Annotated in this window: 9 protein-coding genes, 2 tRNA genes and 7 pseudogenes; 5 read left to right on the forward strand and 13 right to left on the reverse strand. The window is 65.8% G+C overall.

What is annotated here, in order from left to right; genetic code table 11:
• The first annotated feature begins 81 nt into the window (after positions 1-81).
• The 5 genes and pseudogenes from clpP to H0I39_RS14965 all read left to right on the forward strand — a co-directional run bounded on the left by clpP (position 82) and on the right by H0I39_RS14965 (position 5,110).
• Positions 82-693 (forward strand): ATP-dependent Clp endopeptidase proteolytic subunit ClpP, encoded by a 612-nt coding sequence (gene clpP, locus H0I39_RS14945; protein ID WP_180551026.1) that lies wholly within the window; start codon positions 82-84, stop codon positions 691-693.
• 217 nt (positions 694-910) lie between these two features.
• Positions 911-2,179, forward strand: a complete 1,269-nt coding sequence (gene clpX / locus H0I39_RS14950) for an ATP-dependent Clp protease ATP-binding subunit ClpX (protein WP_180551027.1) — start codon at positions 911-913, stop codon at positions 2,177-2,179.
• Between the two features lie 178 nt (positions 2,180-2,357).
• A pseudogene (gene lon / locus H0I39_RS14955) lies at positions 2,358-4,801 on the forward strand (endopeptidase La).
• 87 nt (positions 4,802-4,888) lie between these two features.
• Positions 4,889-4,964, forward strand: a tRNA-Gly gene (locus H0I39_RS14960).
• A gap of 72 nt (positions 4,965-5,036) precedes the next feature.
• A tRNA-Cys gene (locus H0I39_RS14965) sits at positions 5,037-5,110 on the forward strand.
• 606 nt (positions 5,111-5,716) lie between these two features.
• Here the strand turns inward: H0I39_RS14965 and H0I39_RS14970 are convergent.
• The 13 genes and pseudogenes from H0I39_RS14970 to H0I39_RS15030 all read right to left on the reverse strand — a co-directional run bounded on the left by H0I39_RS14970 (position 5,717) and on the right by H0I39_RS15030 (position 18,038).
• Positions 5,717-5,958 (reverse strand): annotated as a pseudogene (locus tag H0I39_RS14970) (DUF2274 domain-containing protein).
• A complete protein-coding gene (locus H0I39_RS14975) occupies positions 5,955-7,232 on the reverse strand; it encodes a TraB/TrbI/VirB10 family type IV secretion system protein (protein ID WP_110140683.1) in 1,278 nt (425 codons plus the stop codon). The pseudogene H0I39_RS14970 and the gene H0I39_RS14975 overlap by 4 nt, the downstream one beginning before the upstream one ends.
• Positions 7,233-7,234: 2 nt before the next feature.
• Positions 7,235-8,227 carry a P-type conjugative transfer protein TrbG gene (gene trbG / locus H0I39_RS14980; RefSeq protein ID WP_167814618.1) on the reverse strand — a complete coding sequence of 331 codons (993 nt, stop codon included), beginning with the start codon at positions 8,225-8,227 and terminating at the stop codon, positions 7,235-7,237.
• Positions 8,224-8,927 (reverse strand): annotated as a pseudogene (gene trbF / locus H0I39_RS14985) (conjugal transfer protein TrbF). Before trbF ends, trbG begins: the two are co-directional and overlap by 4 nt.
• A gap of 24 nt (positions 8,928-8,951) precedes the next feature.
• Positions 8,952-10,331 carry a P-type conjugative transfer protein TrbL gene (gene trbL, locus H0I39_RS14990; protein WP_103739202.1) on the reverse strand — a complete coding sequence of 460 codons (1,380 nt, stop codon included), beginning with the start codon at positions 10,329-10,331 and terminating at the stop codon, positions 8,952-8,954.
• A pseudogene (locus H0I39_RS14995) lies at positions 10,328-10,659 on the reverse strand (hypothetical protein). The gene trbL and the pseudogene H0I39_RS14995 overlap by 4 nt, the downstream one beginning before the upstream one ends.
• Before the next feature lie 11 nt (positions 10,660-10,670).
• Positions 10,671-11,410, reverse strand: a pseudogene (gene trbJ / locus H0I39_RS15000) (P-type conjugative transfer protein TrbJ).
• A gap of 11 nt (positions 11,411-11,421) precedes the next feature.
• Positions 11,422-13,866, reverse strand: coding sequence for a conjugal transfer protein TrbE (trbE, locus tag H0I39_RS15005; RefSeq protein WP_180551028.1), 2,445 nt, complete (start codon positions 13,864-13,866; stop codon positions 11,422-11,424).
• 12 nt (positions 13,867-13,878) lie between these two features.
• The gene (locus tag H0I39_RS15010; RefSeq protein WP_180551833.1) at positions 13,879-14,151 is read right to left on the reverse strand and encodes a VirB3 family type IV secretion system protein; all 273 of its coding nucleotides are present in this window, start codon (positions 14,149-14,151) and stop codon (positions 13,879-13,881) included.
• A complete protein-coding gene (locus H0I39_RS15015) occupies positions 14,148-14,531 on the reverse strand; it encodes a TrbC/VirB2 family type IV secretion system protein (protein WP_013721751.1) in 384 nt (127 codons plus the stop codon). The genes H0I39_RS15010 and H0I39_RS15015 overlap by 4 nt, the downstream gene beginning before the upstream one ends.
• Positions 14,528-15,579 (reverse strand): annotated as a pseudogene (gene trbB / locus H0I39_RS15020) (P-type conjugative transfer ATPase TrbB). Before trbB ends, H0I39_RS15015 begins: the two are co-directional and overlap by 4 nt.
• Positions 15,576-16,040, reverse strand: coding sequence for a ribbon-helix-helix protein, CopG family (locus tag H0I39_RS15025; protein WP_180551029.1), 465 nt, complete (start codon positions 16,038-16,040; stop codon positions 15,576-15,578). Before H0I39_RS15025 ends, trbB begins: the two are co-directional and overlap by 4 nt.
• Positions 16,037-18,038 (reverse strand): annotated as a pseudogene (locus H0I39_RS15030) (conjugal transfer protein TraG). The gene H0I39_RS15025 and the pseudogene H0I39_RS15030 overlap by 4 nt, the downstream one beginning before the upstream one ends.
• Positions 18,039-18,137: the final 99 nt, after the last annotated feature.

The raw sequence follows: 18,137 nt of genomic DNA on the forward strand, positions 1-18,137 counted from the left end.
GGAGCGGCGACAATGGGGCTTGGAATCGGCCGGTTCCGGCCCCATTTGCCTTTCCAGACACCCTTCCCGGAGCTTTCTTTCATGAGCGAATACGAAACGCAGAAAAACCTCGGCCTCATCCCCATGGTCATCGAGCAGTCCGGCCGCGGCGAGCGCTCGTACGACATCTACTCGCGCCTGCTGAAAGAGCGCGTGATCTTCCTGGTGGGCGAGGTGAACGACCAGACCGCCAACCTGGTGGTGGCGCAGTTGCTGTTCCTGGAAAGCGAAAACCCCGACAAGGACATCTCGCTCTACATCAACAGCCCCGGCGGCAGTGTGACGGCCGGCATGTCGATCTACGACACCATGCAGTTCATCAAGCCCGACGTGTCGACCATGTGCCTGGGCTTCGCGGCCAGCATGGGCGCCTTCCTGCTGGCGGCCGGTGCCAAGGGCAAGCGCTACAGCCTGCCCAACAGCAAGGTCATGATCCACCAGGTGCTGGGCGGCGCGCGCGGCCAGGCGACCGACATCGAGATCCAGGCGCGCGACATCCTGCGCACCAAGGCGCAGATGAACCGCATCCTGGCCGAGCGCACCGGCCAGACGCTGGAGAAGATCCAGCAGGACACCGAGCGCGACTACTACATGACCGCCGACGAGGCCAAGGACTACGGCCTGGTCGACCAGGTCATCGCCAACCGGCCATGACCGGGAGGGGCTTGCCCCTCTTGAATTCATAGCTGCTTGCGCTTGTCAGCAGGCGATTTCAGGCCGATTTTCATCTGAAATCAAGGCACATCAAGCGCCAGCAGCTATTGTTTTACAATCCAGCACCGCTGGCCCGTTGCGGATGACCCACGCCGCGCCCCGTGGCGCGCTGTCAATTTGGTTATCATGCCCCGATCCATCATGAAACTGACACGCAATGGCCGATAAGAAGGGCGCATCCTCCAGCGAAAAGACGCTTTACTGCTCGTTCTGCGGCAAGAGCCAGCACGAGGTGAAGAAGCTGATCGCCGGCCCGTCGGTGTTCATCTGCGACGAGTGCATCGACCTGTGCAACGACATCATCCGCGAGGAAGTGCCCGCCGATGATGCCGCGGGCGAGGCCCGGGGCGACCTGCCCACGCCCGCCGACATCAAGGCCAACCTCGACAACTACGTGATCGGCCAGGAAAAGGCCAAGCGCACCCTGTCGGTGGCCGTCTACAACCACTACAAGCGCCTGAAGCACAAGGAAGAGGCCAAGGGCGGCGATGTGGAACTGGCCAAGAGCAACATCCTGCTGATCGGCCCCACCGGCAGCGGCAAGACGCTGCTGGCGCAGACGCTGGCGCGCCAGCTTGACGTGCCCTTCGTCATGGCCGACGCCACCACGCTGACCGAAGCCGGCTACGTGGGCGAGGACGTCGAGAACATCATCAGCAAGCTGCTGCAGAGCTGCAACTACGACGTCGAGCGCGCCCAGCGCGGCATCATTTACATTGACGAGATCGACAAGATCAGCCGCAAGGCCGACAACCCCAGCATCACGCGCGACGTGTCGGGCGAGGGCGTGCAGCAGGCCCTGCTCAAGATGATCGAGGGCACCATGGCCAGCATCCCGCCGCAGGGCGGGCGCAAGCACCCGAACCAGGACTTCCTGCAGATCGACACCACCAACATCCTGTTCATCTGCGGCGGCGCCTTCGCGGGGCTGGAGAAGGTGATCGAGGCGCGCACCGAGGCCAGCGGCATCGGCTTTGGCGCCACCGTGCGCAGCAAGCAGCAGCGCTCGATCAGCGAATCGTTCCAGGACGTCGAGCCCGAGGATCTGATCAAGTTCGGCATCATCCCCGAACTGGTCGGCCGCATGCCGGTGGTGGCCACGCTGGCCGAGCTGACGGAGGACGCGCTGGTGCAGATCCTCACCGAGCCGAAGAACGCGCTGGTCAAGCAGTTCAGCCGCCTGCTGCAGATGGAAGGCGTCGAGCTGGAAATCCGCCCCAGCGCGCTCAAGGCCATCGCCCGCAAGGCGCTGGCGCGCAAGACCGGCGCGCGCGGCCTGCGCTCCATTCTGGAAGGGGCGCTGATCGACACCATGTTCGAGCTGCCGCACACGGCGAACGTCGACAAGGTGGTCGTCGACGAGAACACCATCGAAGAAAACCAGCCGCCGCTGCTGGTTTATCGTGAAGCGGCGAAGAAAGCCTGATTTCAAGGCTTTTCGGGCTTCAGGCCAGGCGGAGCAAGCGCGAGCAGCTATTCAATGAATAGCGAATCTCGCTGGCGCCCGCGCTGGCCCTGACGATTTACCCCTGCTTTGCACGCCCAGCCCGCTGCTGGGTTGAAAATGACACCTGAGCAGCCATTTGCAGGCTGATCACCTGAGGATTCTTCATGTCCGGAACCACCCCCTGCCACCCACCCCGATCGACCTGCCGCTGCTGCCGCTGCGCGACGTGGTGGTGTTTCCCACATGGTCATCCCGCTGTTCGTGGGGCGGCCCAAGAGCATCAAGGCGCTCGAGACCGCCATGGCCGCCGACCGCCGCATCATGCTGGTGGCACAGAAGACCGCCGCCAAGGACGAACCGCTGGTGGGCGACATGTTCGAGGTTGGTTGCGTCTCCACCATCCTTCAGATGCTGAAGCTGCCCGACGGCACCGTGAAGGTGCTGGTCGAGGGCCAGCAGCGCGCCACCGTGACCCACATCGAGGATGGCGACGAAACGCATTTCGTCGCTACCGTCACGCCGCTGGAGGTGTCGGACGCCGACAAGGACAACGCCGAGGTCGAGGCGCTGCGCCGCGCCGTGATGCAGCAGTTCGACCAGTACGTCAAGCTGAACAAGAAGATTCCGCCCGAGATCCTGACCTCGATCGCCAGCATCGACGAGCCGGGCCGCCTGGCCGACACCATCGCCGCGCACCTGCCGCTCAAGCTGGAGAACAAGCAACTCGTGCTGGATCTGGCCAGCGTGAAGGAGCGGCTGGAAAACCTGTTCGAGCAACTCGAGCGCGAGGTCGACATCCTCAACGTCGACAAGAAAATCCGTGGCCGCGTCAAGCGCCAGATGGAGAAGAACCAACGCGACTTCTACCTTAACGAGCAGGTCAAGGCGATCCAGAAGGAGCTGGGCGAAGGCGAGGAAGGCGCCGACATCGAGGAGATCGAGCGCAAGATCAAGGCCGCGCGCATGCCCAAGGAGGCGCGCAAGAAGGCCGACGGCGAGCTGAAGAAACTGAAGCTGATGTCGCCCATGTCGGCCGAGGCCACCGTGGTGCGCAACTACATCGACGTGCTGGTCGGCCTGCCCTGGGCCAAGAAGACCAAGATCAAGCACGACCTGGCCTATGCCGAAGAGGTGCTGAACGAGGACCACTATGGCCTGGAGAAGGTCAAGGACCGCATCCTCGAATACCTGGCGGTGCAGCAGCGCGTGGACAAGGTCAAGGCGCCGATCCTTTGCCTGGTCGGGCCGCCCGGCGTGGGCAAGACCTCGCTCGGCCAGTCGGTCGCCAAGGCCACCGGCCGCAAGTACGTTCGCATGGCGCTGGGCGGCATGCGCGACGAGGCCGAGATCCGCGGCCACCGCCGCACCTACATCGGCGCCATGCCGGGCAAGGTGCTGCAGAGCCTGAACAAGGTCGGCACGCGCAATCCGCTGTTCCTGCTGGACGAGATCGACAAGCTGGGCATGGACTTCCGCGGCGATCCGTCGAGCGCGCTGCTGGAAGTGCTCGACCCTGAGCAGAACCACACCTTCTCTGACCACTATGTCGAGGTCGACTTCGACCTGTCGGACGTGATGTTCGTGGCCACCAGCAACTCGATGAACATCCCGCCGGCGCTGCTGGACCGGATGGAGGTGATCCGCCTTTCGGGCTACACCGAGGACGAGAAGACCAACATCGCCATCAAGTACCTGCTGCCCAAGCAGATGAAGAACAACGGCGTGAAGGATGAGGAGCTGTCGATCTCCGAAGACGCCGTGCGCGACATCGTGCGCTACTACACGCGCGAGGCCGGCGTGCGCTCGCTGGAGCGCGAGCTGTCCAAGATCTGCCGCAAGGTGGTGAAGGCACTGCAGCTCAAGCAGATGGAACCGCAGGTCAAGGTCACATCCGAGAACCTCAACGAATTCCTGGGTGTGCGCAAGTTCAACTACGGCCGCGCCGAACAGCAGAACCAGGTCGGCCAGGTGGTCGGCCTGGCGTGGACGGAAGTCGGCGGTGACCTGCTCACCATCGAAGCCGCCACCATGCCGGGCAAGGGCGTTATCCAGCGCACCGGCCAGCTGGGCGAGGTGATGAAGGAGTCGGTCGAGGCCGCGCGCACCGTCGTGCGCTCGCGCGCCCGCGGGCTCGGCATCAAGGAGGAGGCGTTCGAGAAGCGCGACATCCACATCCACGTGCCCGACGGCGCCACGCCCAAGGACGGCCCCAGTGCCGGCATCGCCATGACCACCGCCATCGTCTCGGCCCTCACCGGTATTCCGGTGCGCGGCGAAGTGGCGATGACGGGCGAGATCACGCTGCGCGGCGAGGTCACCGCCATCGGTGGCCTGAAGGAGAAGCTGCTGGCCGCGCTGCGCGGTGGCATCAAGACGGTGATCATTCCGGAAGAGAACGTGAAGGACTTGCAGGAGATTCCGGCCAACGTGAAAGAGGGTCTGAAGATCGTGCCGGTCAAGTGGATCGACAAGGTGCTGGAAGTGGCGCTGGAGCGCCTGCCCGTGCCGCTGACCGATGACGACGCCGTGGCGCCGCCCGAGGCCGCTGCGGCACCGGCAGCCGCCAAGAAGTCGACCCGCGGCGCGGCGGTGAAACACTGAAGGAACACGCCTTGCAGGCACCGCCTAAAAATTTTTCGGGCACTTGCCAAGCGCGAGAATTTCAGGCTACAATGCAAGGCTTGCAACGCGGGAATAGCTCAGTTGGTAGAGCGCAACCTTGCCAAGGTTGAGGTCGCGAGTTCGAGCCTCGTTTCCCGCTCCAGATTCGCAGCCGGTCCACCAAGCCGGCCGCTGCAACAAAAGGAAGCTTGGCTTCCTTTTTTGTATCGACACTGGCGCGTTAGCAAAGCGGTTATGCAACGGATTGCAAATCCGTCCAGGGCGGTTCGACTCCGCCACGCGCCTCCACTTCTTTCCCCTTGTCTCCTATCCCACGTGCGGCACATCCGGCCGCCGAGCCTGCGACAATGCACGTTTGGCCCCGGTGGTGAAATTGGTAGACACAGCGGACTTAAAATCTGTTTTGTCAAGTCCTTTCTGCTAGAACTACCGAGCCAGAAGGTCAATAGTGACAACAGTTTGCGGGCATCCGAGCTGTAGCTTTGCAGCTAGGCTTGACGGCCAGGGGCCAGCTAGGCGCCAGTAGATGGAGGTAGGTGTTTTCAGTGCGTTGAGCACTACGCCCGAGTGGTGAAATCGGTAGACACAAGGGACTTGAACAATTTGAGCCTTCGGGGAAACGCCCGAAGTGAAGCCCGTCAAAGTCGGCGAACGCCCTGGATGCTCTTGCACCCGAGCCAACGCCGAGCCAAGCCCAAGCTGCCGCTTGGGAAGGTGTAGAGAGCAGACGGCGGGCACCTACGGCCGCAAGGCTATGGTGAAGGCGTGCTCCAGACCACGAACGCCCTGCGTTGAGCAGGGCGGCGGCGAAAGTCGAAGTGGTAAGAAAATCCCTCGCCGAAAGGCGTGCCGGTTCGATTCCGGCCTCGGGCACCAATCCAGAGCCGCCCCTGTTCACGCAGGGGCGGCTTTTCCGTTCTTGGGCTGTGTGCGCTTGAATCCCCGATCCCCGCCATGAACGCCTCCAGCATGTGCGGGATCAGCGTCACGGCATCGATCGCCTCGCCATATGCCTGCGCGTGCAGCGCGGCGTAGCGGTCAAGGTCGGCTTTCAAGCTGGCCGGGCAGGCAAATGTCAGCTTGACGTTCTCGATCTTGGGCAGTGGCCCGAGCCGCAGCTTCTTGGTCGTGCTCATTGCGAAGTTCCCCGATTGAAGAACAGCGGCTGGTACGGTCGCAGCACCAGATCCCGGTTGACGATGATGCGAACCGGCAGGCCGGGCCGGCTGGTCAGCGTCGGCTGGATATTCATATTGCGCCGGGTGATCTCCTGCCCGACCTGATTGATGCTGTCCTGGGCGCTGTCACGTCCGGCGATGACGATGCGGTTGCCGTCCTGGCGGTTCTCCGGCGCGGCCAGCTCTGCGCCGACGCCAAGCAGCGTCGTCAGCACCGCACCGGCAAAGATGCGGTTCCAGTGCCAGTCCACGTCATCCTCCAAGCCCGCGTAGCCGGCCGGGTCGGTGCCGACAAGGTTGTCGAGCGTTAGCGAGGACGTGTCGGGCAGGATGATCCGGTTCCACACCACCTGCACGCGGCTCTGTCCGTAGCTGACCTGGCTGTTGTAGCGCCCGAGGATGCGTGACCCCTGGGGAATCAGCAGGAACTTGCCGGTGGCCGTGTCATAGACCGGCTCCGTCACAGTGCCGATCACGTCGCCCGGCAAGTCCGACTTGATGCCTGTCACCAGCGCGCCGGCGATCACCGTTCCGGCCATCACCTGATAAGGCGACGCGGGCAGCGCCAGATTGCCGGAATTGCGGGTTTCCGTAGAACCGGCTTTCAGGAACGCCTCCTTCTGGTCTTGCCGGTTCTGCACGGCGGTCGGGTCGGCGGGCTGGGCCGCCGTCGAGGCAGGCCCAGCAGCGAGCGGATCGAAGGCCGCAAGCGTGCTTGCAGTCCCCGGCGCTGCCTGCGCGACCGTGGCGGCGGTCTGCCCTTGGCCGCCCGAGCGGAAGAACACCGACGAGGCCGCCGCCGCGTCCGCCTCCTTGCGCAAGGCATCTTCAGGATCATGGCCTGGCGGCGAATAGCCCGGTGTCACCGGCTGCTGCGAAGCGACGATGGCCGGGCCAAGGTCGCCGGGCAACGGCGGCCCCAGCTCGGGCACATCGGGCGGCAAGGCTGGTGGCAGCTTCGAGTAGTCCGTCGGCAGCGCATCCAGCCCTTCGGACTTCGAGACGCGATCGACGTTGTAAAGCTCGGCCTGCTCGCTGGTCCCGCGCCGCTGCGGCTGCAATGACCAGATCGTGGCCCCGAGCACGGCGACCGACAGGCCGCCGGCGAGGATGGCCAGCGTGCGCCGGTTCAGGCGCGTGACCGGGCGCGGCTGGGCGCGCAGCGCCACCGCCTCGGGCGCTACCTTGCCCGTCTGCGGCGTGGCGAGGTCGGGGGTGTCGTCCTGGCTCATGGTCAGTTCCTCCGTGCAACGCCGTCCGTGCGCTCGATTCGCACCACGTCGCCCTTGTCCCCGCCCAGGCGCAGTTCGGCGGCACCGAACAGCCGATCCACGATGTAGTACGGCGAGCGGAAGCGGTAGTTGACCAGTTGCCCGTCGCCTTCTGGCCCGATCACGAACAGCGGCGGCAGCTCGCCTTGCGCGATGCCGGCGGGGAACTGGATATAGACCTTCTGCCCGTCGTCGAAGGCGCGCAGCGGCTTCCACGGCGGGTTGCTACCGCTGACCGCGTAGCGGAAGCGCAGGTTTTCCAGCGACAAGCCGGAGTCCACCGGCGCGGCGGCGCTGGCCGCCTGCGCCTGGCGCTGCAAGGCCAGTATCCGGTCACGCGGATACTCCCAAGAAGCCGACGCCATCCACGTCTTTTCCGTCGAAGCCAACTCCAGCAGGTACGTCCTGCGGTTGGTGGTGATGACGAGATTGGTCTTGAGGCCCGAGCGGATCGGCTTGACCAGCACATTGACGCGCAGGTCAGCACCGCTGCCGCTCGACGTATCGCCCACGATCCAGCGCACGGTATCGCCAGCGGCCACCGTCACCAGCTCCTCGCCCGACTGGAGCGAAATCACGGTCACGCGGCCCACGGCTGCATAGACTTGGTAGAGCGCGCCATCGGTGAACGGCCACACCTGAATCGCGTTGACGTATCCCTCGCGCGTGGGTGCGACGCGCGCCTCGGCATTGGCCCGAGAGACGCGCACCTTCTCGTCGGCTGGCTCCGGCGTGGGCTTGGCGTCCTCGGCTTCGGGCAATGGCTTCAACTGCGCCGGCATCGGCAGCACCTCGGGCACCGCCACCACCTCCACCGGCGCGGGTGGCTCGGGTAGCTGCTGGGCCTGCACTGGCTCATCGAGCGAGATGGTCGGCGGTGGCTTGCCCTGCGTGGCGCAGCCCGCCAGGGCAAGCAAGATCACCGGCAAGGCGGATTTACGGAAAAGATCATTCATGGCTTGGCTCCTTCGGAAGAATCCAGTTCGCGGCTCCACGACAGGCCGTTGACGTAGATGCCCAGGGGTTCTTGCGCAGGCGTTCTTCGGTGCGCGGCGGCTGGAGCACGATGGACACCACGGCCGTCCACCTCTCCAGGCCCGCCGCGGCGCCGTTGACGTAGCGGCGTTCCGTCCAGCGCACGTTGAAAGACGTATCGCTGGCGCGCACGACGCTGGTGATCTGCACCGTCACCGACTCCTTGCCGATGCGCGCGAACGGATCGTTCACACGCGCGTAGTCGTTGAGCACGGCTGCACCCTTGTCTGTGGTGTGGTCGTAGGCGTCCAGCCAGTTCTGCCGCACCACGATCGGGTCGATGGACAGCGACCGAACCAGCGTGACAAAGCGCGCGATGTGGTGCGCCGTCTGCGCATCGCTGGGCCGGTACGGCGTGGCGGCTTCGCCCACGGCGCGCACTTGGCCCGCGTTGTCCACCTCTACGACGTAGGGCGTCACGAAGGACTGCGCCGAGCGCCACACCAGGCCGCCGGCCATCAACAGCGCGAGCGTGAGGCAGCCGAAGGCCATCAGCCGCCAGTTCTTCGCCTGCACGCGCGGCGTTCCGATACGGTCGTCCCACACCTGGCCGGCAGCTTGGTACGGCGTGGCAGGCTGCGGCGTGTCGGCGTAGCGCACCTGCGGTTTTCTGAATCGCATGGTCAGTTCTCCTTGTGAATCGCTTTAGTCGTCGGAGCCGCGCAGGCTCGGGCCTTGCCCCGAGCCGCCACCGTCGCCGCCGCGCAGCGTGTGCGCGGCGGTGGTCGCGGCGTGGGTGAGTTGCTGGCGGCGATGCAGCCGCTTGGCCCAGGCGGGTTGTTCCGGCTTCTGTGCAGCGGCGCCGCCTGCGGGGGCTTCTCCTGCGGAGGCTTGGCCGACTGACGCGCCAGTGTCGGCCGTCGAGCCATTCCAGCCAGCACGGAACGGAGCGGCCATCCGCTGCCCGGCAGCGGAAGCACGGGATGCTGCGGCGCGTCCGGCGGATTGCGCGCCGGTCTTGGCGACGTTGCCCAAGCCCGCCATCGCGCCCTTTGCGCCGCCGCCAGCGGCGGCGGAACCGGCCTGAAACGTCGACTTCGCACTGCTGGCCGCCGACGTTGCGGCGCGCGCACCGCTACCGGCCAGCTTTGCGGCAGCCGGGGCCATGCGCGCGCCAGCAGCCACGGCGCCACCCACGCCCGTCGCGGCGGCACCGATGACAACGGCCGTGCCGGCAGCGCCGACAGCAGCACCGGCCATTGCGCCCGCTCCGAGCTGCGGCGCACCGGACACGAGGCCCGTGGCGATGCCGGGGCCGAAGATCCCGAGCGCCAGCAAGGTGAGCGAGGCCAGCATGATGACCAGCGCGTGGTCGATAGACGGCTCGGCGGGATGGACTTGGAACTGAGCGAACAAGCCCGAGCCGATACCGACGATCACGGCCAGCACGAGAACCTTGACGCCGGAGGCCACCACGTTGCCCAAGACCTTTTCGGCGAGGAACGCGGTCTTGTTCCAGAGCGCGAACGGCACCAGCACGAATCCGGCGAGCGTGGTCAGCTTGAACTCGATCAGCGTGATGAACAGTTGGATCGCCAGCACGAAGAAGCACAAGACCACGACCAGCCACGCGAGGAACATCACCACGATGGGGTCGAGGTTCACGAACACTTCGGGAAAGCCCGCCATCTCGCCGATCTGCTCCAGAATCGGCGCCCCGGCGTCGATGCCGGTTTTCGCCAGCCGGCCCGGCTGCAAGAAGTTCTCCATCGTGATGGCCGAGCCGGTGGCGGTGATGCCCAATCCCGCAAACGAGCGGAACACGATGCTGGCCAGCCAGTTGAAGTTATTGATGATGTAGGCGAAGGCACCGACGTAGAGCACCTTGCGCAGCAGCTTGGCGATCACGTCCTCGCCCTGGCCGGTGGCATGGCTCATGGCCCAATACAGTCCGGCGATCGTCATGTCGATGACGATCAACGTGGCAGTGAGGAACGCCACTTCGCCCCGCAGCAGCCCGAAACCCGAGTCGATATAAGCGGCAAAGGTGTTGAGGAATTGGTCGATGATGGTCACGTCATTCATGGCGTGTCCTCCGGTTCGGCGGGAACGGCCGGCGCCATGCCATCGGCCGGTTCCTCGAAGCTCGGCGGGATCGGCGGCAGGTCGGCCAGCGTCCGGTATTCGTCTGGCCCGGCCTCGCCGGAAAGAAGCGCCGCCGGAAGGCTTCGGCGGCGGCGCGGCAAGCGTCCTCGCCCGTGGCCTGCATGACCTGTCGTGGATGGGCCGTGCATTGTTCGCGCAACGCCTTGAGCCGCACTGGATCGGCGGCCAGGGCATCTGCAAGGTGGCCGACCGGCTGCTCGCCGCAAGCGGCCAGCAGCGCGGTACATAGGACGAGGACGCATCGCATGGCGGCCTCCGTCAGTTGCCGTAGAAGTTTACGGACTGCGGTGTGTACGGCGTGCCGTCACCCAGGAAGCGCCGCCGCACCTCGCGGGCGCGCTCCGTGGCCGCCGCCTGCCGCGCCAGCTCCAGCGAGGCAGCCCGGTCTTGCGTGATCTGAAGCCGCTGCGCTTGGATCGACTGCTTGGCCTGCAAGGCCAGCAACTGGTTCATGGCCTGCATCGCCTGCAGCGCGCCCTCGGCCGACTGGCTCTTGCCCACGAGGTCGGCCAGCACGCTTTCGTCTTCGCCCAGGTTCTGCGACACCTGCGCCTGCATCTGCATGGTGGTCTGCAAGCCGTTGAGCGTGTTCTTCCAACGCTCCTGCGCATCGCGGACCATCTGGTCGCCGGTCACGGTGGCGGCGTACTGCTCCGGATACAGGCGCCGGAACTCCCGATCCAGGTTCGTTACGTCGTAGGCTAATCCCTGGCCTGGGCGATCAGCCGATCGGTCGTCGCCAGATTGGCGCGCAACTGGCCGACCACGCTGGACGGCAGGCTGGCGAGGTTGCGCGCCTGATTCATCAGCATCTGCGCCTCGTTCTGGAGCTGGCGAATCTGGTTGTTGATCTGCTCCAGCGTGCGGATCGCGGTCAGCGTGTTCTGCACATAGTTGGTCGGATCAAAGACGATGCGCCAGGCCAACGCTGGTGACGAGGTCAACAGCGAGAGCGACAACGCGGCGGCGAGCGAAATGGAAAGCGCATGGGTCTTCATGGCTGGTTCTCCTATGGGTGGTCAGCGGTACGAGAGGAACCCGGCGCAAGTCCGGGGAGTGAGGGCAGCAGGTCGGCCGCCCAATCGAGGCTGCGATGGCGCAGCCAGGCGCCCGCGAAGCCGGTTACGCCGGCATCCAGCAGCACGCGATCCATGTCGCGCTGGTCCTGCGGCGTGGAAGCGCCCGCAAAGGCCAGCGTGGCCGGCCCCAGGTCGAGGTCGAACAGGCGATTGCCGAGGCGGGACTGGTAGTAGTAGTCGCGCTTGGGCTGCGCGGTCGCCACGATCTCGATCTGGCGCGAGTTCAACCCGAAGCCCTCGTAGATCGTGCGAATCTGCGGCTCGGTGGCCTGCGGGTTGGGCAGGAAGATGCGGCTGGCGCAGCTTTCGATGATCGCGGGCGCAATGCTCGAATCCTTGATGTCGGCTAGGCTCTGCGTGGCGAAGATGACGCTGACGTTCTTCTTCCTGAGCGTCTTGAGCCACTGCCGGATACGCGCGGCAAACACCGGGTCATCCAGGAACAGCCACGCTTCATCGAGGATCAGCAGCGTGGGCGCACCGTCGAAGCGTTCATCGAAACGCGCAAAGAGGTAATGCAGCACGGCCATGACGGCGGCCTTGCTGTGCATCAACTCCTCCATCTCGAAGCACTGCACGTCGGCCATGCCCATCCGATCGTGATCGGCGTCCAGCAGCTTGCCGTGGGCGCCGCCGAGCACGTAAGGCGACAGCGCCTGCCGCAGCGCGTTCGATTGCAGCAGCACGGAAAGCCCCGTCATCGTGCGCTGCTCCAGCGGCGCACCGGCGAGACTTCCCAGCGCCGACCAGATGGCCGCTTTCTCATCGGGGCCGACCGCCACGCCTTCGTGCAGCAAGCGGCCTTCGATCCATTCAGCGGCCCAGGTGCGGTAGCCCTCGCGGTCGATGCGCGCGAGCGGCTGGAAGGCGATTTCGCCATCCGTGCCCAGGTCGTAGTGTTCGCCGCCCAGGCCGAGGATGGCGGCCCGCATGGAGCGGCCCATGTCGAAGGCGAAGATGCGCGAGCCGCGATAGCGGCGGAACTGCATCGCCAGCGTGGCGAGCAAGACCGACTTGCCCATGCCGGTCGGGCCTGCGACCAGCGTGTGGCCCACGTCGCCGATGTGCGTCACGAGGCGAAACGGCGTGGCGCCATCGGTGCGTGTGACGATCAGCGGCGGGCCGTCGAGGTGGTCGTTCTTCTCTGGCCCGGCCCATACCGCCGACACCGGCATCATGTGCGCCAGGTTCAGCGTCGAGACGATGGGCTGGCGCACGTTCGCATAGGCGTTGCCAGGGATCGAAGACAGCCAGGCATCCACGGCATTGAGCGTTTCGGGGATGGTGACGAAGCCCCGGCCCTGGATGGCGCGCTCCACCATGCGCAACTTCTCGTCTGCGACGGCGGCGTCCTCGTCCGTGACGGTGACGGTCGCCGTCAGATAGCCGAAGGCAACTTGATCGCTGCCCAGCTCCTGCAAGGCAGCGTCGGCGTCGGCGGCCTTGTTGTTGGCGTCGGTATCGACCAGCGGGCTTTCCTGCTGGAAGATCGTTTCGCGTAGCAGCGCGATGACGTTCTTGCGCTTGGCGAACCACTGGCGGCGCAGGCGGGCGAGTTCTCTTTCCGCCTCGGCTTTGTCGAGGCAGAGAAAGCGCGTGCTCCAGCGGTACGCAAAGCCAAGGCGGTTGAGGTCGTCCAGAATCCCCGGCCAGGTCGAGGTCGGGAAGCCCCGCACCGACACCACGCGCAGGTGCTGGTCGCCCAGCATGGGCGCCAGGCCACCGACCAGCGGCGAGTCGGTCAGCAGCGCGTCGATGTGGAACGGCACTTCGGGCACGCCGACGCGATAGCGCCGCGTCGAGATGGTCGCGTGCAGGTAGGTCAGCGTCTGCGCGTCATCGAGCCAGTCAATCTCCGGCATCACGCCGTCGAGCAGGTCAAAGACGCGATCCGTTTCCGCGACGAAGGCTTGCAGCCGCTCGCGCCAGTCCACGCCATTCGTCGGCGTGTTCTCGTAGAGCATCTTGGCTGCACGGGCGCGGGATTCTTCCGGCGGCAGGTAAAGCAGCGTCAGGTGATAGCCGCTCTCGAAGTGATTGCCCGATTCCTCGAAGGCGGCCCGGCGTTCTTCCTCCACCACCCAGGAAAGCGGCTCGGGAAACTCCGAGTGCGGATAATCGGCCGCAGGCCGACGCTCGGCTTCGATGAACAGCGCCCAGCCCGATCCCATGCGGCGCAGCGCGTTGTTCAGTCGCGCCGACGTGGCGATCAGCTCGCCTTGCGTCGCGCTGTCGAGGTCAGGCCCGCGAAACCGGGCTGTGCGCTGGAAACTGCCGTCCTTGTTCAAGACGACGCCCGGCGCGACCAGCCCGGCCCAGGGCAGCCAGTCGGCAAGCAAGGCCGGCCGCTGGCGGTATTCGGCAAGGTTCAGCATGTCGGCATCCCCTCACACGTCCAGCAGCGGCTTGTGCTTGATGTGCCGGGCGAAGACCTGCATGAACTGCGGATCGACGCGAGCGCCCCACACGGCCAGCGAATGGCCGACGATCCAGAACACCACGCCGGGAATCCACAGTTGCAGGCCCAGGCCGACAGCGGCGGCCAGCGTGCCGTTGGCGATCGCCACGGTTCGCGGCGCACCGCCCAGCAGAATCGGCTCGGTCAGCGAGCGATGCAGCGGTACCTCGAAGCCGTCCGCGAAGGTGTCGGGGGCACTCATACGACGGCCCCGCCGGAGAAGCTGAAGAACGACAGGAAGAAGCTCGAAGCCGCGAAGGCGATGGACAGACCGAAGACGATCTGGATCAGCTTGCGGAATCCGCCGGACGTGTCGCCGAAGGCGAGCGCGAGGCCCGTGGCGATGATGATGATGACCGCGACGATGCGCGCCACCGGCCCTTGAATCGACTCCAAGATCGACTGCAAGGGGCCTTCCCACGGCATCGAGGAACCGGCGGCCTGCGCGGTTCCGGCCAGGAACAGCAGCAGCGCGGCCAGCAGCAGCCCTTGCCCCGCAGGGCGGGCCAGGCAGCGCAGCCGCGCAAGACGCAAAGCCGGATTTGCAGAAAAACGGAAAGCAGGAACGTACATCTGCGTCATGGCAGTTCTCCAAGTGAGTGAGGGGATGGGAAGTCGCCGCAGCGGGTGCGGCATCGGGAAGTGGCGGCAGCTCGGGAAACGGCGTTTCCAGCGCGTCCGCCAGTTGGTAGCCCACGCCGTCGAAGCCGACGACGCGGGCGATGCTCTCGATGCGGCGCTTGCGCCCGCGCCCGGCGATGTGGATCACCACGTTGACCGCCTCTGCGATCAGCGCACGCGGCGGGTTCACCGCCACTTCGAGAATCAGTTGCTCCAAGCGCAGCAGCGCGCCGAGCGCGGAGCCGGCATGGATCGTGGCGATTCCGCCGGGATGGCCGGTGCCCCACACCTTGATGAGATCCAGCGCCTCGGCGCCGCGCACTTCGCCAACGACGACGCGATCAGGCCGCAGGCGCATGGACGAGCGAACCAGCTCCGTCATCGACACCACGCCTGCGCGGGTGCGCAGGGGAACGTGGTCGCGGGCGGCGCATTGCAGCTCCACCGTGTCTTCGAGCACCAGCACGCGGTCGCCCGTGGCGGCGATCTCGGCCAGCAGCGCGTTGGCCAAGGTCGTCTTACCGCTGCTGGTGGCGCCGGCGATCAAGACGTTCTGCCGCTCGCGCACGGCGCGAACGAGAAAGCCCGCTTGCGCGCTGGTCATCATCCCGTCGATGACGTACCGCTCCAGCGGAATCACGCCGATGGCGCGCTTGCGCAGCGCGAAGGCCGGCCCCGGCGCTGCCGGCGGCAAGATGCCCTCGAAGCGCTCCCCGGTTTCGGGCAGCTCGGCGGATAAGAGCGGCTGGCCGCGATGGACTTCTGCGCCGACGTGGGCCGCGACGAGGCGGATGATTCGCTCGCCGTCCGCCTCGGGCAGTTCCACGCTCATCGGCGCGCGCCCGCTGGAAAGCCGATCCACCCAAAGGGTGCGATCAGGATTCAGCATCACCTCCACCACGTCCGGGTCTTCGAGCGCGGCGGCGATCAGCGGCCCCATCGCCGTGCGCAGCATCTGGATGCGGCGGTCGAGCGACGTGGCACTCATGGACTGCGGAACGGCGCTCATGACGCACGCTCCTGCGCTTGCGCGGCTGCCGCCGCGTCATCCATCCGCATCGGGTCGGGATGCAGTTCCTCCACCACGTCGCGCACCAGGCTGCGCCCGCGCAGCAGGTGGCGGCCAAGCTGCTCGGTGAACTGCTCGAAGCGCGCCTTGCCCTGGGCACGCGCGGCCTCTTGATGGGCCTCGGGCACGGGCGTGCTGACCGTGAGGTAGTAGCGGATGAACAGCGCCAGCGTTTCGATGGCGATGTTCTGGTCTCGCTCCATGCGCTCGGCATGGCGCGACAGGCGATCAAGCCGCTTCGCGATGGCCGCTTCGCGCTGGTCGGCCGCATCGGGCGACAGCCACGATGCGAGCGCCGCCGCGACGATGGACGACTTGGACACGCCTTTCTTGGCGGCCAGTTCGTCCAGGCGCTTGGCGTGCTCCGGCTGGATGAACAGGTTGAGGCGGTAGTGGCTCATAGCTCGATTCCGTCGTTGGGGTCGAGAGAAGCCAGCCGGGCCGTGCGCTGTATGGCCGGATCAAGCTGGCGCGGAAGGGGAAGCGGCAAGTCGTCGTCGTCATCGAGCAACCCGAGGTCGGCTGCGGGCGCGGCCAGCTCGGGGTCGTAGGCGACGGTTTCGGAGAGTTCGGGCTGACGGCGCGGGCCGCCGTCGTCGGCGGCGTTGCCCAGGCCATCAGCGGACGCAGTGGTCGGAGCGACAGGCACGGTGGGAATCGCCAGCCCGCTCCAGTCGTCGGGCCGCGATGGCGGCACATCGGCGTACTGACCGCCTGCGAGCACAGGCGGCGGCAATACGCGGCGCTTGAAATTGCTGTCCGCGTAATAGCGCAGCTTTTGGCCTTGATCGGCGCCACGCTGGACACCATCACCACGGCTTCATCGGGCGGTAGCTGCATCACTTCGCCCGGCGTCAGCAGTGGGCGCGCGGTCTCCTGGCGCGACACCATGAGATGCCCCAACCACGGGGCGAGCCGGTGGCCCGCGTAGTTGCGCTGCGCGCGCAGTTCGGTGGCGGTGCCCAGCGTCTCGGAGATCCTTTGGCGGTACGCTCGTCGTTGGTGGCGAACGTCACGCGTACATGGCAGTTGTCCAGAATCGAATGGTTCTGCCCATACGCCTTGTCGATCTGGTTGAGCGACTGCGCGATGAGGAAGCTGCGAATGCCGTAGCCCGCCATGAAGGCCAGCGCCGTCTCGAAGAAGTCGAGCCGCCCGAGTGCGGGAAACTCATCGAGCATCAGCAGCAGCTTGTGGCGGCGGGCAATGCCATCGCTGCCATCCAGCGATTCCGTGAGCCGCCGCCCGATCTGGTTGAGGATCAAACGGATCAGCGGCTTCGTGCGGCTGATGTCCGATGGCGGAACCACCAGATACAGCGACACCGGATGTTCGGCCGCGATCAGGTCGGCGATGCGCCAGTCGCAGCGCGAGGTGACTTCGGCCACAGTGGGGTCGCGGTACAGGCCGAGGAAGGACATAGCCGTGGACAGCACGCCCGAGCGCTCGTTGTCGCTCTTGTTGAGCACTTCGCGCGCGGCCGAAGCGACTACGGGATGCGGTGCATCGCCGAGGTGCCGCGTCGTCATCATCCGGTGCAGCGTCAGCTCGAACGGACATGCCGGATCGGACAGGAAGTTGGCAACGCCGCGCAGCGTCTTGTCCTCACCCGCATAGAGCACATGCAGGATGGCGCCGACCAGTAGTGCGTGCGAAGTCTTTTCCCAATGGTTGCGCCGCTCCAGCGCGCCTTCGGGATCGACCAGGATGTCGGCGATGTTCTGCACGTCGCGCACTTCATGCGCACCGCGCCGAACCTCCAGCAGCGGGTTGTAGGCCGCTGACTTCGGATCGGTCGGGTTGAACAGCAAGCAGTGCGAGAAGCGCGAGCGCCAGCCGGCGGTGATCTGCCAGTTTTCGCCCTTGATGTCGTGGATCACGGTGGACGCGGGCCAGGAGAGCAGCGTTGGGACCACCAGGCCAACGCCTTTGCCGGAGCGCGTCGGCGCGAAGGTCAGGACGTGTTCAGGGCCTTCGTGACGAAGGTATTGCCCGTCATGCAGACCGAGGAACACGCCGGCTGGTTGCGTGAGGCCCGCCTTGCGAATGTCCTGCGTGTTAGCCCACCGCGCCGAGCCGTAGGTGGTGACCAGGCGCGCTTGGCGCGAGCGCCATACCGACATGGCGATGGCGACGCCCACGGCGACCATGCCGCTGGCACCGGCAATGGCGCCGCCGGTGTCGAAGACTTCCGGCGCATAAGCGCCGAAGAAGAACCACCACTCAAACAGCTTCCACGGGTGGTAGATCGACGTGCCAAGAAAATCGAACCAGGGCGAGCCAAGGCGTACTTGGTAGCCAAGGGCCGCTGCTGTCCATTGTGTGGCGCCCCACACTCCGGCGATCACGATGCCGAATACCACGGCAATCTGACCGAACAGCACGTTCGTCCCTTGCATGACCTGGCCTCCGATTTCTCCTGCGCTGATTCCTCGCTTGAAAGCAGCACGCATTCGTGCCGCACAGGCGAGGATCAGAGCTGGGTTCGGTGCCGGTCA

This window comes from Ottowia beijingensis, assembly GCF_013423955.1.
Taxonomy (GTDB): domain Bacteria; phylum Pseudomonadota; class Gammaproteobacteria; order Burkholderiales; family Burkholderiaceae_C; genus Ottowia; species Ottowia beijingensis.